Source organism: Schlesneria sphaerica (assembly GCF_044336245.1).
GTDB classification, from domain to species: Bacteria; Planctomycetota; Planctomycetia; order Planctomycetales; family Planctomycetaceae; genus Schlesneria; species Schlesneria sphaerica.
The window spans coordinates 544538-560326 of the sequence record NZ_CP172346.1 but is presented as its reverse complement, the minus strand read 5'-3'; the positions used below and the strand labels follow the sequence as shown (position 1 = coordinate 560326).

The window sequence follows — 15789 nt, the reverse complement described above, 5'->3', positions numbered from 1 at the left end:
GCATATGACCGGTTCGCTCGACACCCTGCTGGATTCAGCCGACGCAACATTGTGGGAAGTAGTGACGACAGGTGAAGGTCCCCAGGGATCGCTTCCACTGACAGAAGAGATGTTGCTGAACTCACCCAGCGGCGATCTGTTCGGGCTGACTCAGAATGCCGGGATGGGCTGGAATCCGTCAGAACTCCTGCGGAAGCAGTTTCTGATTCTCAGTACGCAAGGGGGAATTCGCGGCGAAGACGGTAAGCCAATCGCACTCGGCTATCACACTGGCCATTACGAAGTCGGTCTGCTGATGCAGGCTGCTGCCGAAGAACTGAAGCGGCTCGAGACACTGCCCTTTGCCGCCTATGTCAGCGATCCGTGCGACGGACGCTCACAAGGAACGGTGGCCATGATGGACAGTCTGGCTTACCGGAACGATGCCGCAGTTGTATTGAAGCGGTTGATCCGCTCATTGCCGACGCGACGGGGAGTGATCGGGGTTGCGACCTGTGATAAGGGGCTTCCCGCCATGATGCTCGCGCTGGCGGCGCAAGATCAGCTCCCCTGTGTCATCGTCCCTGGCGGCGTCACGCTTCCTCCCGCGGTGGGGGAAGATGCGGGGAAAGTCCAGACGATCGGTGCCCGTTTCTCACATGGTGAAATCACCCTCGAAGAGGCTTCGGATGCGGGTTGCCGCGCCTGTGGTTCACCGGGAGGGGGCTGTCAGTTTCTGGGGACCGCCGCCACCGCCCAGGTCGTTGCCGAAGCACTAGGGATGGCGCTGCCACACTCCGCATTGTCACCTTCGGGACAGCCCATCTGGCTGGATATTGCGCGTCGATCGGCACGTGCCGTCTTTGAAATGGAACGCATGGGTAAAACCACGCGTGATATTCTCACTGCTGATGCACTGCATAACGCGATGGTGGTTCATGCAGCCTGCGGTGGCTCAACGAATCTCTTGCTGCATATTCCCGCGATCGCCTTCGAGGCCAAACTCAAGCGGCCGACCGTCGAAGACTGGATCCGACTGAATCGGCAGGTGCCGCGACTGGTTGACTGCCTGCCGAATGGTCCGGTCGGCCATCCGACGGTGCGATTCTTCCTGGCGGGTGGAGTACCTGAAGTGATGCTCCACTTGCGAGAACTTGGCTTGCTCAAACTCGACGCAATGACGGTTGCCGGCAAGTCGCTGGGTGACGTACTTGAATGGTGGGAGCGTTCCGAGCGGCGTGTTCGTCTTCGCGAACTCCTTGTGGCTCGCGATGGGGTTGATCCCGACACGGTAGTCATGTCTCCCAAGGCCGCTCGTGAGCATGGATTGACGAGCACTGTCACGTTCCCGGTGGGAAACATTGCTCCTGAAGGCTCCGTCATTAAGAGCACCGCGATCGACAAAAGCGTGGTCGATTCCGACGGAGTCTATCGCAAGACAGGGCCGGCTCGTGTGTTTACCTCAGAACGTGCTGCCATTGCCGCGATCAAAGGTCGCCCGCTGCGGACACCGAAAGAGGGAACTGCTGCTGCACTGCGAAGTGCAGGGGGAGTTCCCACAGAAAATCTGGCCCCGATCAAGGAAGGGGACGTGATCGTCCTGATGTGCCGTGGTCCGATGGGCTGCGGTATGGAAGAGACATATCAGATCACTTCGGCGCTCCGTTATTTGCCCTTTGGGAAGCATGTGGCCCTGATCACGGATGCCCGGTTCTCAGGTGTCTCGACCGGTGCCTGTATCGGTCATGTCGGCCCGGAAGCGCTGGACGGCGGTCCGATTGGAAAGCTGCGGGACGGTGACCTGATTCAGATCGAGATCGACACCCGCAATCTGACCGGATCACTCAACTTCGTCGGGACCGACGGCTGTGAAGTGACCCCGGAAGAAGGGGGGATGATCCTGGCGGAACGCCAGCCGACACTTCCACTTCATGCTGATCCGAATCTGCCACCGGAAACAAGGCTCTGGGCATTGCTGCAGCGGGCCGGGGGAGGAACCTGGGCGGGGTGTGTTTATGACGTTGATAAAATCGCGGCCGCGCTGGAAGCGGGATTGGCGAGTCAGGAATGAGCGGTACTGTCTACCTGATTGATACGTTCTCGTTGATGTTCCAGGTGTTTCACGCAATCCCGCCGATGACCAGTCCGGCGGGATTGCCGACGAACGCCGTATTCGGCTTCAGTCGAGATCTCATCACGCTGTTGAAGGTACATCAGCCGGCATGGCTGATCTGCGCGATGGACTCATCAGGTCCCGGGACACGCGACGCTCTCTATTCTCAGTATAAAGCGAACCGCAAGGAGATGCCGGAAGACCTTCGCCCGCAGGTTGAACTGCTGAAGGAAGTCATCCGGGCATTCAATCTTCCGCTGATCGAGATGTCCGGCTGGGAAGCGGATGATGTCATCGCGACGCTAACCCGACAGGCCGTGGAACAGGGGCACCAGGTCCGGATTGTGACGAGTGACAAGGATGCACGGCAGCTGCTTGGCCCGCAGGTGCAGCTCTACAACATTCGCAAAAACAGCTATCTGAATGAGGAAGGCCTGCTGCTCGACTGGGGAATCCGCCCCGATCAGGTGGTCGACTTTCAGTCTCTTGTGGGCGATGCGATCGACAATGTTCCCGGCGTGCCGCTCGTCGGTCCTAAGAAAGCGGCTGGGATGCTCAAGGAATTTGGCACGCTCGAGAATGTTCTCGCCAATGCGGATAAGGCGGCCGGGGCGAAGTTGCGCGAGAATCTGAAAACGTATGCGGACCAGGCATATCTCAGTCGTCAACTTGTTCGCCTCAACCAGCAACTTCCCATCGACTTTTCCTGGGATCCAGCCCAGCGACTGTCACCGGATGTCGGACGGCTTCAGGAAATGTTTCGCCGGTTTGGTTTCCGTCGGCTGATCGATGAGGTCGCTCAGTTCGCTCCCCCCGCTGCGAAACCGGAAGTGAGTCCGAATAGAGGATCCGCCGGAGTGGCCTCCAGAAAGGCCAGTCCCGCTGGGAAGGGACAACGGTCTCTCTTCGACGATGATGAGCCTCTGCCGGAAGAACCACTGCCGGAGTCGGGCGAAGCAATCCTGGAAACGAGTGAGACGGATATCCCCGACCCACTCGTGCCGGGTGGTGGGCCTGACCCTGTCTCGCGCGTGTGGCACATAATTGACACGAACGAGACATTCGAAAAATTTCTTGAACTGCTGCGTGGCGTCTCCCGCTTTTGCGTCGATCTGGAAACAACGCATATCGATTCGATGCGTGCCGAAATCATCGGCTGGGCGTTCAGTTGGATCCCGGGAATTGGATATTACCTTCCCGTGCGCGGTCCGGCAGAAAGTCGACTGCTCGATCCGGATCAAACCCTTGAAGCGCTGCGCCCGATCTTCACGAACCCTGATGTTGAGATCATCAATCAGAATCTGAAGTACGATCTGACAGTGCTGAGCCGTGCCCAACTGAAGGTCGCGCCCGAGCAGATCGGTGTCGACACAATGGTGGCGGATTACCTGCTCGACGCCGGGGCCCGTTCGCACAGTCTGGAAGTGCTGATCTCGAAGTATTTAGGAATTGATTCGATTCCCATCTCGGATCTGATCGGAACGGGCAAGCAGCAAAAGAATATGATCGACATCCCCGTCGATAAAGTTGCTGAGTATGCGTCGGAGGATGCCGATCTCACCTGGCGACTTGCCGACATTCTGACAGAGCAATTGAAAAAAGAAGGTCTGTTCGATCTGTACTGGGATCTGGAAAGACCGCTGATTTCAATTCTGTCCGAGATGGAACAGATGGGGATTCGCGTGGATGCGGCGGAGCTTCAGCGGCAAAGCGAGGCCATCACTGAACGTCTGAAAGAGACGATCAAGGAAATCTACGAAATCGCCACGCACGAATTTAATATCGACTCGCCGATCCAACTGCGAAAAGTTCTGTTCGAAGAGCTGCAGCTTCCTGTGCGGAAGAAGACCAAGACAGGGCCCAGCACCGACCAGGAAGTGCTGGAAGAACTGGCACTGATTCATCCCCTTCCCGCAAAGATCACCGAGCACCGGCAACTTTCCAAGTTGAAAGGAACGTATCTCGACGCTCTTCCCGAACTGATTCACCCCGTCACGGGCCGCATTCATTGTTCGTTCAATCAGGTCGTGGCTGCCACCGGGCGATTGAGTTCCAGTGACCCGAATCTGCAAAACATCCCGATTCGAACGTCCGAAGGTCGCCAGATCCGGCGTGCCTTTATTCCGGGGGCTCCGGGATGGAAGCTGGTCTGTGCGGACTACTCGCAAATCGAATTGCGGGTGCTCGCCCATTTCAGCCTGGACGAAGCGCTGATCAAAGCGTTCGAGCAGGGCATTGACATCCATTCGGCTGTTGCTGCGGATGTCTATGGAGTCCCGCTGGAAGAAGTCACATCCGATCAGAGGCGCGTGGCCAAGGCCGTCAACTTCGGCGTGATCTACGGTCAAAGCCCGTTCGGATTGGCGGCCGTATTGGGAATCGAGAAAGATGTTGCCGCAACGTTTATCGGCCACTACTTCGAGACCTATGACGGCGTTCGTCGATTTATCGACGAGACCATTGAATCATGTCGCACGACCGGGTTTGCGAAAACCATTCTCGGCCGACGGCGGGCGATCGAAGGGATTCGTCCGGTGCGTGGTGCGAACATGAGTATGCCCGAGCGGACCGCCATCAATACGGTGATCCAGGGATCCGCCGCCGATTTGATTAAGCGGGCCATGATCCAGGTTCAGTCGCGGTTGAAACGAGAGCAGCATCGAGGACGAATGCTACTTCAGATTCACGACGAACTGGTCTTCGAGGCGCCGCAAGAGGATGTCGCCTCATTAGTCGACCTGGTTCGATACGAGATGGAGCACGCTATGCAATTGCGGGTTCCGCTCGTCGTTGATATCTCCGCGGGTGATAACTGGCTAGACCAGGATTCCGTTTAACCCGAAGACGTTCACCGGATCAACGCCCCCTGCGTGAAGCGGTAATTTACGCGAGGGGCCGAGGGGGCAAGTTTTCGCCAAGCCTGCGACTCAGTCAATGAGGTTGACTCGCAGGCTCAGCAGGGATCTCGAGGTAGAGCAGGTCCATCGCGCTGTAAGCGGAGGACCTGCTCCTCTGGGATAAAACCCTTCGGATCTCACCGCAGTTGTGACCTCACCGTGGCATTGGTGCTCACTTGGAAAGTTCGCGGACAAAGATGTTCGCGAATTCGATGGGGTCTCCATGGTGCTGCAGCGCCAGGGGGCCGCGTTCCGCGATTCCGGGAAGCTGGGCGTTCTCAATTACGAGTTTGCCGTTCAGCCGCACCGTCAGGCGATCCCCTCGCAACGTAATGTAGAACCGATTCCATTCGCCGATGGGGTTGTCGGCGACGATCTTCGGTGTGACGCCAGAACGAACTTCCGCCGGCTGCGCCGCATCGGTTCGATAGCCGTAGACTTCGCCGCTTCCGCAAGGACGGCACCACATATTGACCTGGCTTTTACTGCTTCCTCGCAGGTAGATCCCACTGTCTCCCGCGTCATCGACTTCGATTTCCACCGGCTTGCCATCGGTTCCGATCTCTTCGAGTCCGCTGGGCAGGATCTTCGGCCATTTCCGTTTCACGGGTGTGCCAGTCCAGCGCCAGTCACAGATCATCTCGAGATCGCCAAACTCTTGCTCGGTCCACAGGCTGGGATCTTCCGCATCGGACTTTCCGTCGTAGATCAATTTCCAGTCCGACGGCTCCCAGTGTCCCTGATGCTTTTCTGTCGCCTTCCAACCGGTGAGGTCAAGGCCCGTATAGAGTGACTGGAATCCGGTTGCTTCCAGTGCAATTTCTTCGGGCTTTGGATTTGTGGAAGGGAGTTCCTTGATTCGGACATTCTTGAAATGGCACTCCGAGCCTTCGGATTCCAGGCAGAGATAACCCTTACGAGGTGTGCAGCCGGTCCCCCCCGAGACTTCCTTGCCTTTGACTTCCAGCTTGATCGTGCCGTTATTGCAGGTAACCCGGTAGTGGTTCCATTCAGGGGACGGCTTGCAGCGTTTTTCACTGGGAAGGCATCGTTCCCAGCCCCCCGGATGAATTCGGTCCGGCTTCATGCGGGCTCCCCAAATCGGAAAGATATCGCCGTGGCTGGTGTAGTTAGCCGTTTCATGCCCGTCCAGAATCTGTACTTCGACCCCGCGCGAGAAGGGGACGCCGATATGCGTGATCGGGTCGGCCCAGACGAACAGACCAGCGTTTCCGCCCGCTTTCATGTGTCGCCAGTCGAGTTCGATGATGAAGTTCTCGTACATTTTCTCGGTGCGCAAGGTGCCGGTAGGGATCCCGGTGCTCACGATGAGGCCATCTTTGACACTGAATGTGGACGGGGCGACATTCACAGGGACCCAGCCCGTCAGATCCTGGCCGTTGAACAGAGGCTTGAACCCATCGTCGTCTGAAGCAAGTAGTGGATTCGACAGGCAGAGAAACAGCATCAGGCAGAGGCGACGCATGGTGAGATCCTGGTGGTAAGTGGTGAATTCGTATCAGAGGGTGTCAGTTGCACGAACCAGAATGACTAAAGATTGTCGGACGAACTTAACAGGCGATTAGCTACATCGTTCCGCGACCGGGGCGCGGCGAAGTTGCATCGATGGTGACGGGCTTTGGGTAATCGTCAGGCTGTTTCGCTCCGCGTGATCGCCCAAACGCGGACGGTCGTTCAATCGCCAGATCAATGGCTTCCGTGGTGAGCCAGGGGCGGGACATGTCAGTCTCCGTCGGAACGACCAACTGCATCGGTACGACGACCGTGAAGCGGCTTCCCTTACCGAATTCACTTTGCAGCCCGATACCCCCGCCCAGCAGTTTCGAAAGTTCACGGGTGATGGACAGCCCCAGCCCCGTTCCTTCGAATTCGCGGGTGAGTGGGTCATGGCCCCCCGCAACGGTGGATCCCTGTCGGAATTTTTCGAAGATCCGTTCCTGATCTTCCAGAGGAATTCCAATTCCCGTGTCTTCCACGGTCAGAACCAGCCGGTCTCCCTGGCGAGAAGCACGGACACGAACCCGGCCCCCTTCCGGCGTGAACTTGATCGCATTCGACAGGAGGTTGTTCAGAATCTGCTGCAGTTTGCCCACGTCCTGGAAAACGGGGGGAAGATCGGGTTCGATATCCCAGCTCAGATCCAGGTTCTTCTTTTCAGCAATCGGCATCATGGCCCCGACGACACGATCAACCAGTTCAACAACGGACGTGTTGACGGGGTGCAGTTCCATTTTGCCGCTTTCAATCTTGGCGAGATCGAGAACGTCGGTGATCAGGCTGAGCAGCGTGCGACCTGAAGATAGGATGTGAGCCACGAACCGCTGCTGCTTTTCACTCAGATTTCCGGGGTTCGTCATCAGCACTTCACTGAATCCAAGAATTGAGTTCAGTGGAGTTCTCAGCTCATGACTCATCGTTGCCAGAAATTCGTTCTTCAGATTATTCAGCTCGAAGAGTCTCAGGTTCGCCTGTGCCAGCTCATCGACTTTCCGTTCAAAGCCGCGATTGAGCTTCTGTAAATCTTCCTGAACTGTCGTCAGGTGACGCAACATGCGATTGAACGCCTGGCTCAGTTCTTCAAATTCGTCACCAGTGCGGATGTCGGCACGTTGCTCCAGGTCACCTCTCGTAATCGCGTCGCTGACCTCTTTCAGGTGGAGTACCGGCTTTACAATGACGTAGCGAACAATGACGTAAGTTGCGAACCACGCCAGGGCCGTCGTGATGATCGCCGTGGCCAGCAGCACAGCATTGTTCCAACTGATATCCCGATTGATCTTGGCGAGCGGGTACGAGATTTTGACGATCCCCAAGACATCGTTCTCTTTGAGGTTGGGGTTCTGGTTGTGCTGGACATGGCAATCCAGGCAGAACGTTTTCGCTTTGACTGGGGCATAGTACAGGAACTGAGGAATATCCTTTTCGAGAGTGACCTCCGTTGGCCATTCACTCAGCGCATTCGGGTTGGTCGGAGAGAGTCGCTGAATCGCCTCATGGTCCACTTTTTCGATGGGGCGTGACGCAGCGTCACTGATGTCAGACGATTTCAGTAACGCCCAACTTTGCTCTTTTTGAGTCTCTGGTTTCAGATCGCGAACCATCACGGCAAAGTTGCGATGTTCGGCCGACTTGCGGTCGAAATACTCGGCATGCTTTGCCACGATCGCGGTGGGAACCAGGTTGCGCGCGACCTCGAGGTTCTGTTGCGAAATGATTTTCTGGGTCTGCTTGGAATAGAAATAAAAGCTTCCCGAGATCAGCAGCAGCAGGCCTCCACCAAAGAGCAGGCGGCACTTTCGTTCGAGGCTTGTTTCCCCCAGCAGACGCTTCAACGTTCGATACGACATGTCGATTCCATCCTCACTGACGAATTCGGCACGGGCTGAACGGCAGGATCCCACCCGCCGTCAGATCGCTCGAAGTTCCGTGAACTCGATTTTCCGTGAATTAGAGTCTGAATTGCCATACGGGGTAAAGGTCGCCGCTGTTTCTGCACATGGGAAATTACGTTTTACAACTCGGCTGCCCCCGGTTCCGCGTTGGCCGGTCAGATGCCACGTTGGATTCTGCTGTCGCAAAACAGGGATTGGACCTGCGGCAACCTCGAAAAAGCAGTCGCCGCGCTGAGGTGAATGGGAATGAAGAGGCAAATTGCTTGAATGCATTGAACACACCGACACGCGAGGGAAAGCGGATATTTCACGATCGTTGAGGGAAATTCGACGGTCCGCCAACGGTACGCGCTTCGTCCCGGTCAAGCGAATGAGTGGCAATCTCGCTTGCGAGAGGATTAGAGTGAATACCGGGTGTGACATAACACACGGTGACCTAGAACAACTCTCAGACAGCGAGCGGAGGGACAGCAGATGATCGAGATCCTTTCAGGGGTTCCCGAACACACGGTCGGGTTCAAAATCAGCGGCAAGCTGCACGATGAGGATTACAAGACGTTCGTTCCCCTGGTCGATGCCGAGATTGCCAAAGAAGGAAAAGTGAATTTACTCGTTCAGTTCCAGGATTTTCAGGGTTGGGATCTAGCCGCATTGTGGGACGATATCCAGTTCGCAACGACACATTGCACAAAAATCCAGCGAATCGCGATCGTCGGTGAGAAGTCCTGGGACAAATGGATGGCCCGCATTTGCAAGCCGTTCACGATGGCCAAAATCCAATACTTTGAAGTTTCGGAACTGGATGCCGCCAAGTCATGGCTGAATCATGCCTGATCCAGTGGTATTCCTCGCCTCGACATGACAGCAGTCAGATCTTCGGAAAACATGTCTGGATTCGAGCATGAATGGCGTAGAAGCGGACGAGAAGCCTCGCCATGTGGTGCGGCTTCCCGTCGTCTTAGTGCAAGTCGTCCGCTCACTGCAGGGATGGGTTGCGACCTTGGGGGATTGTGCCGAATTGACGGCGTGTACGGCCAATCTTGAATCATTTCGTTGTGGCCACGATGTGAATTTCCGGAATAACCCGCAAATTGCGCTCGACTCGCTCCTGATGCCGATTCATCAGACAGGGACCCTCACATCCTTCGGCGATCATTTCCGATAGACAGCGACGCAGGCTTCGCATTCGGTACGCGGAATAGGCGGACCCTGCACAGGGATGGTGCCTGATTGATAGCAGGGACGCTGATCGATGCGATGCTTCTATGGAAAACCCGCGCGAATACTCGGATTCTGGCTCGCACTGGTCGTGGCCATTGAATCCACCATCAGCTTCGCCTATCAGCCGTATGATGACGAAGTGATCATCGAGCCGAAGAGTGCTCCTTATCCCGACGAAGGCGACCTGCAACCCGATGTCGACTATGTGCCGATCGACGCGCTCGTTCCACTGCTCTCGGAAAGCGCGTTAGCCGCCGGGACCCCTCCTTTAGAAGGGCCTCTGTTTTCGCGCAAAACTCTGACGGGTGAGTGGGCCGGAGCACGGACACGACTCCGCGAAAGTGGGATTACTGCGGATCTGAGCACCACACAGTTTTACCAGGGAGTTGCGTCGGGAGGGCTCAATCAAGTCTTCCGCTACGGCGGGCGTAACGACTACTTCGTAAACATCGATGGTGAAAAGGCGGGCCTATGGAAAGGGGCGTTTGTCACGCTGCACGGCGAATCCCGCTACGGAGAAACCATCGATAAATACGGTGGCACTTTTATGCCACCCAACTTAATGCTCGACGTTCCGCAAGCTTACGGATCCGTAACGGCACTCACCGAATTCAAGCTAACTCAGTTTCTTAGTGAATCGTTTTTGGTCTATGGCGGTCGATTGAATATGTTTGATACATTTGTGCAGCCAATCACGGGGGCGACTGCTCTTAATGGCTTCATGAATACCGCAATGATGTTCAATCCTGTTTACGCCCGAACAGTCCCCTATTCGACGTATGGGGCTGGGTTTGCAGTGCTGAAAGACCTCAAACCGGTCTTCTCCGCAGCCGTTGTCGACACTCATAACACGCCTACCGTAACGGGATTCAATACACTTTTCGATAACGGCGTGACGTTGCTTGCAGAGCTCAAAGTCCCCACACAGTTCTTCGGAATGCCGGGACATCAGGGTGTGGCAGGAACGTACAGTACAGGAAGTTACTCAGACCTGGAGCCAACGCCTTACTTTGATCCAATCGCCGGTCTGGGGCTCATTGCCAGCAAGCAACATGGGTCCTGGTGTTTCACTTACGGCTTTGATCAGGCACTCTACACCTCCCCCAGCGATCCACGTAAAGTCTGGGGAGTTTTCGGAAATTTTGGGGTCTCTGATGCGAATCCGAACCCTGTTCCCACATTTTTCAATGTGGGGCTGAGTGGTACCAGCCTTATTCCCCAGCGGCTTCAGGACAGTTGTGGCTTCGGCTACTACTATGTCGAAGTTTCTGAGTCCTTGAAGGACCTCGCACCCAGGGTATTGCGACTTCAGGACGAACAGGGGGTTGAGTTGTATTACAACTATCAGGTCAATCCGTGGTTCCATGTGACCCCGGATATCCAGCTTGTGTCGCCATTCCGTGAGCGGGCAGAGACAGCGGTGATTGCAGGCGTACGTGCCAAGGTCGATTTCTAAATCACCGAGCCCAAAACCTGTTTGGACCCTGATTGCTGGCACCCCGATTGACGTATTCTTGCAGCGGCCGGGGTGACATCATTCACAAGAAGTTTCCCATTGTAGGATAACCCTCTGGCCAGTTCTCTGCCGCTGTGCGCGATTGCTTGGAGTCCTTTCGGTCTCAATACTCGGCCGGGCATGGATTATGCAGAGTTCTTAATCAATTTACGGTTGCAGCGCCGTCTTCGCCGCCGCCAAGCAGCTAGGGTGAAAGGTGCGTTCGCTTTTTACTTGGGAAATGCGGACGGCCGGGCAGTTGGTAATACGTTCGATGAAGATTGAACGATATCAGGCATTACCGTGATTCAATCCCTGTTTTCGGGGATCCCGGCACAATGGAGTAGGCTGGCAAAGCGGCTGCACTCGGCGAGTCTGTGGCTGTTATTCTCCGCCGTAGAATCGCGAGGGATTTGACACCTGGTGGTGGTGTTGACCGCGTGCAATGTGCCGTCCAAAGGCGTTGAGGATCGCAGGGGGCCGCGCTGCTGTTCCCGCAGCTCGCCGTTTGGGGTGAGGAACTGAAGTGGAGTCGCGGAAGCAGCCCAGAAGAATGCGTCTTCAACGTGATGGCAGCCGGCCATGGCGTAAGAAGAGAGATTGAGACGGACGATCGCGTCCAGGTGCCTCAAAGTCAACCGGGCTTGCTGCAGAGCTCAAGTTAATGAGGCTGCGATACTCGAATGTCGCCTGTGGAATATTCGAAATCAGAGCGGAGAGGGTGGGATTTGAACCCACGATGCCCTCACGGACATGCCGGTTTTCAAGACCGGTGCAATCGGCCACTCTGCCACCTCTCCGTGCATTGTTTCCGTTGGTCGGGAATCTTAAGTTCTCAGCCTCAATTGGTCCAGCCAACGGGGCGTGTTTCCTGCCCCGAAGGAAAGATTACGGCCGGCTGCAGTGAAAACTGACCTGCGGATCGGCGAAAACCGCTTGCTGAATCCGTCTCGTGAAGTCTCATGAAGCGTACCTGGCAACTTACTTCGGAATGCCACTCGCCACTTCACTGGCGGACTGGACACGCGTTGTATAATCCAGGTGAATCGGGTTGTGATCTCCGTCTTTAGCCTGTCAATGGAAAGTGACAGTCCTGCGCAGCGATCTCAGGTGTGGGGGGAGTTCCACTTGGCGCCAAGTGTCGCGAAGCCCTTGAAAAGTAGGGTGCCATGCCTGGCAGACCATCGGCTTCGAGGCTTGGTCGACTGTTGCAAATTCCCCACAACTGCAGGGCTGCTACCAAGTCGATGAGAGCTCGTTAGATGTTATGGCTGCAAGGTTGATTGTTGTCTACGCTAGCGCAAGATTGAACATTAATGCTGCTCATCACTACCAGAACTTTAGCGTCTCGTAAGCACTTTAGCGTCAAGATGTTGGATGTTACTTGACATTCAACATAGCACCTGCTTCTATAAAGCTTTTACCAGTCCCCAATCTAGCTTTAACGGAGAAAAACCATGGCCAAGAAACAAGCCAACTCAGAATTCAATATGTCCGAAGCCATTCGTGACATACTCAAGGAAAACCCTTCGCTCAGCAGCAAAGAAGCGATCGACGCCATTCTTGCTAAGTATCCTTCCGCCAAGATTAACAAGAACAGCTTCTCGGTTGCTTTCTACACCGGTCGCAAAAAGCTCGGTATCAACTCCACCGGTCGCGGCAAGCGAATCGCCAAGCGCAAGTCACTGGGCGGCGCCACCACCACCGTTCGTTCATCGATTGATTTTGCAGCGCTGCAGGCCACCGCAAAGTTCCTGAGCGAGTTCAGCAGTGCGGAAGCTGCGATCGAAGCGATCAAGCAGGTTCAGGCGGTACAACTGAAGTAGTCAAAACGGACGCTTCTAGAGAGATCGCTTTGACCTTCTGGACACCCGATTTTGCCAGAAGAGGCGGTCATCCGTAAGGAACCCCATCCTGAGCGCACAACGCAAACAATAGCGTTCGTGCTGTCGAGAAACGTAGATCTCGCCGTTCAGGATCAGGTGGAACCAGTCTTGCCCGGGGTGTTTCGAGTAGCAATACACCTTTTCTGAATCTCTCTTAATCTCGGCTTTCCAGTCCTCATTGTCAGGCACATAGAGCCGATGATCCGGGATTGGGTCGTAGTTTTTCAGTTCAGAAGCATCGTTCCTGTCCGAGGTTCCCGCTGGTGTCGCGGGGGCTGCTGCGGATGATGCGGGCTTTTCTGTGGCGGCCGCGTCGTCTGCCAGGTGATCTCTATTTTCCATCTTCGTGCTCATCGCCAAACTGTCTGCCCCAAGGCTTGGGGATGCTTCGCAGCATGAATCCGCAGAGCTGGTGCGTGCGGGTCACTTCGCTCAAAACTCGCAAGCCATCATGCCAGGAAGCTCATCGGTTTGCGAGTCTTAGCGGTCGCTAGCTCTCTTACGCAAGTATGATTACGGGTCATGTTCTAAATATTAGATAAGTCATGACGTATGAGTGACAAGAATCTAGTTTGTGCTGTCATCTTGTTAAGGTAGAAGTGGCGCAATTTGCTGTGTCAGGCGGTTTGTCTTAGTGTGGCCCATTCTGTCCAAAGACCGTTATTCGGCGGTGCAATTGCTTGTAGATTGGTGAGTTCCGCCTGTATTCGCCAGCGCCGCAGACACGAGCGACCCGTCTTCCATGGGTGTGCTGCAGGAGTGATCGACTGACTTGTCTGTGGTTTATTCGGGCAGTGCTTTCCCCTTGGTTTCTGGCGCCACCCAGATCAAGATCATCCCAATCACGTAGACGAAGCAGACCACACTGCAGGCGACCGGATATCCACCTTTCAACCCGGCAAACGTTTCGTAGCGATTCACAAACGCCAGCAGCGAACCAATCTGAAGTGTGCCGATGGCTGCGAGGATACGGCCAAAATTGAAGCTGAAGCCCTGTCCCGTCGCTCGTACATTCGTTGTGTAAAGTTCTGGAAGATACAGTGGCAACCATCCATAGAATGAGGCTGTAAACGTTCCCAGCAGGAACGCCGCAAAGAGAAACTCGGCGTCGAATTGAGAATGAAACTGGTAGAACCAGAGCACGGATGCCATCGACACGAAGCACAGAGCACAGTACGCGATGCGGCGACCGACCCAGTCGCCCAGCATGGCAGCCAGGATTGTACCGATGATCGCCCCCACCGCAGTGACAATCTGCGTGTATTCACGGGGGTTTCGAGTAATGGTCTCATGAATCCACGACGGCTTCGCCGCGGTTGCAGCCATCGCCCGCTCATCAGCCGCTGGTGTTCCTGTCGCGTCGACTGGTTTGACGTTCTGAGTTAATTGACCGGCCCAGGACATGGCCCACTGTGTGGATCCCCAGGTGCCAATCAGTGCGATTCCGCTTAAGCAGGCTCCGAGTAGCATACGGCGAATCGTCTGGCTCGTCTGGTTGGCTGCGTCGCTCGAGTTCGCATAGGTTCGCTGAAGGAATCGTACGACCGGGTAGATATATCCCAAAGTGGCAATGACCAGTCCCATGAATGTGCCTGCGAGACGCCACGTCGTGTTGATTCGTTCGTCGGCCCAGACCCAGACAATCAGACCAGGGCCGATTGCTCCCACCAGTACGCCGATCAGGTCAGACGCCACCCAGTTTGATGTGGAACCGCGGTCATGCTCGCGTTCCCACTTAGTCGATTCTGGCACGAAGAGGCGAAAGAAAAATGTCAGTCCGGCTGGAAGCGTTCCCAGCATCATCATCAGTCGCCAGCCTTTATTCGCGACAAGCATACTCACCGTGGATTCAGGAAGTCCGGTCGAGGCGAGTAATGACTCACACTGAGTCAGGACTGCGGCTAAGCCGATCCCGATGATTCCGACGAGCAGGTAGCCGGCATTTGCTGCTGCTCCGATCAAGCCTGCCATTAACGCACGAGAGCGATTTGGCCAGACTTCCATCACGAGTGCGACGCCGAGGGACCATTCGCCGCCCATTCCCAACGCTGCAATAAATCGCAAGATTCCCAACTGGATCGGCGTCTGAGCAAACCCGCAAAGACCAGTAAAGAGCGCATATGTTAACACGCTGAGGCTCATGGCCCGGACGCGTCCAATTCGGTCTCCCAGCCAGCCGAACAGGACGCCGCCCGTTGCGGCACCCACAAGAAACACAGCAATGACTAGACTGAAGTAAAGTCCAACCTTTTGTTCCGATTCGGGAGAGGGTTGGGAGATCCCCAGCAGATCCTGGATGGCGGCACGGCCCACCATCGAGAATACACCCATTTCCGCTCCGTCAAACATCCAGCCTAATAAGGCAGCGATCAGGGCCATCCACTGGCCAAAGCTGGTGCCGTTTGTCGAAGTGCTATCCTGGAGTGAGTCTTCAATCGTCCGAGTCGAGGCAGAGTGGGGTTCTGGCGCGTTCAACGGAAGGTCTCTCAGTTGAGGTGGGAAAGGAGGCGGATATATCAAGCACTTCGATTGTGTGCTGACTCACTGTCAAAGGCAATTCACACGCGGGATTCTCCTTGACCACCCACTTGATCGACTCCTATGATCAATTAAGTGAGCAGGTGTTTCGTTCGGGTCACGGAGGGCGTATCACTCGTATCGATTGTGCCGGTGAGAGGCTCACCGGAGGAAGGCCGCGAAGGGGGTTTTGCCAGCGTAAAAGTCGTTTCAGGCGCAGAAAATCATCACAAACAATCGGTGGAAGAGCGGTTCGTAAATACTTGAG

Annotated in this window: 10 protein-coding genes and 1 tRNA gene; 6 read left to right on the top strand and 5 right to left on the bottom strand. The window is 55.5% G+C overall.

Annotation, left to right across the window (positions count from 1 at the left end):
• The first annotated feature begins 4 nt into the window (after positions 1–4).
• Both ACGY09_RS02025 and polA read left to right on the top strand, forming a co-directional pair.
• Positions 5–2050 carry a YjhG/YagF family D-xylonate dehydratase gene (locus tag ACGY09_RS02025; RefSeq protein WP_397570272.1) on the top strand — a complete coding sequence of 682 codons (2046 nt, stop codon included), beginning with the start codon at positions 5–7 and terminating at the stop codon, positions 2048–2050.
• Positions 2047–4929 carry a DNA polymerase I gene (gene polA / locus ACGY09_RS02020; RefSeq protein ID WP_397570271.1) on the top strand — a complete coding sequence of 961 codons (2883 nt, stop codon included), beginning with the start codon at positions 2047–2049 and terminating at the stop codon, positions 4927–4929. The genes ACGY09_RS02025 and polA overlap by 4 nt, the downstream gene beginning before the upstream one ends.
• Before the next feature lie 232 nt (positions 4930–5161).
• Here polA and ACGY09_RS02015 read toward each other — a convergent pair whose 3' ends face one another.
• Both ACGY09_RS02015 and ACGY09_RS02010 read right to left on the bottom strand, forming a co-directional pair.
• Positions 5162–6475, bottom strand: coding sequence for a DUF1080 domain-containing protein (locus ACGY09_RS02015; RefSeq protein ID WP_397570270.1), 1314 nt, complete (start codon positions 6473–6475; stop codon positions 5162–5164).
• Between the two features lie 100 nt (positions 6476–6575).
• Positions 6576–8357: an ATP-binding protein gene (locus tag ACGY09_RS02010; RefSeq protein ID WP_373651759.1), complete on the bottom strand. Its 1782-nt coding sequence runs from the start codon at positions 8355–8357 to the stop codon at positions 6576–6578.
• A 519-nt stretch (positions 8358–8876) separates the two neighbouring features.
• On the opposite strand from ACGY09_RS02010, the gene ACGY09_RS02005 reads away from it, so the two are divergent.
• The 3 genes from ACGY09_RS02005 (at position 8877) to ACGY09_RS01995 (ending at position 11079) form a co-directional block, all read left to right on the top strand.
• Positions 8877–9236, top strand: a complete 360-nt coding sequence (locus ACGY09_RS02005) for an STAS/SEC14 domain-containing protein (RefSeq protein WP_397570269.1) — start codon at positions 8877–8879, stop codon at positions 9234–9236.
• A 67-nt stretch (positions 9237–9303) separates the two neighbouring features.
• Positions 9304–9567, top strand: a complete 264-nt coding sequence (locus ACGY09_RS02000; RefSeq protein ID WP_397570268.1) for a hypothetical protein — start codon at positions 9304–9306, stop codon at positions 9565–9567.
• Positions 9568–9654: 87 nt separating this feature from the next.
• A complete protein-coding gene (locus tag ACGY09_RS01995; RefSeq protein WP_397570267.1) occupies positions 9655–11079 on the top strand; it encodes a carbohydrate porin in 1425 nt (474 codons plus the stop codon).
• A gap of 752 nt (positions 11080–11831) precedes the next feature.
• Here ACGY09_RS01995 and ACGY09_RS01990 read toward each other — a convergent pair.
• Positions 11832–11918, bottom strand: a tRNA-Ser gene (locus tag ACGY09_RS01990).
• A gap of 657 nt (positions 11919–12575) precedes the next feature.
• Here ACGY09_RS01990 and ACGY09_RS01985 point away from each other — a divergent pair.
• Positions 12576–12944 (top strand): hypothetical protein, encoded by a 369-nt coding sequence (locus tag ACGY09_RS01985; RefSeq protein WP_373651762.1) that lies wholly within the window; start codon positions 12576–12578, stop codon positions 12942–12944.
• Positions 12945–12959: 15 nt separating this feature from the next.
• Here the strand turns inward: ACGY09_RS01985 and ACGY09_RS01980 are convergent, their stop codons facing one another.
• Together ACGY09_RS01980 and ACGY09_RS01975 are read right to left on the bottom strand one after the other, a co-directional pair.
• Positions 12960–13346: a hypothetical protein gene (locus tag ACGY09_RS01980; RefSeq protein ID WP_397570266.1), complete on the bottom strand. Its 387-nt coding sequence runs from the start codon at positions 13344–13346 to the stop codon at positions 12960–12962.
• 441 nt (positions 13347–13787) lie between these two features.
• On the bottom strand, positions 13788–15479 hold the full coding sequence (locus ACGY09_RS01975; RefSeq protein ID WP_397570265.1) for an MFS transporter: 1692 nt from the start codon (positions 15477–15479) through the stop codon (positions 13788–13790).
• Positions 15480–15789 lie beyond the last annotated feature (310 nt).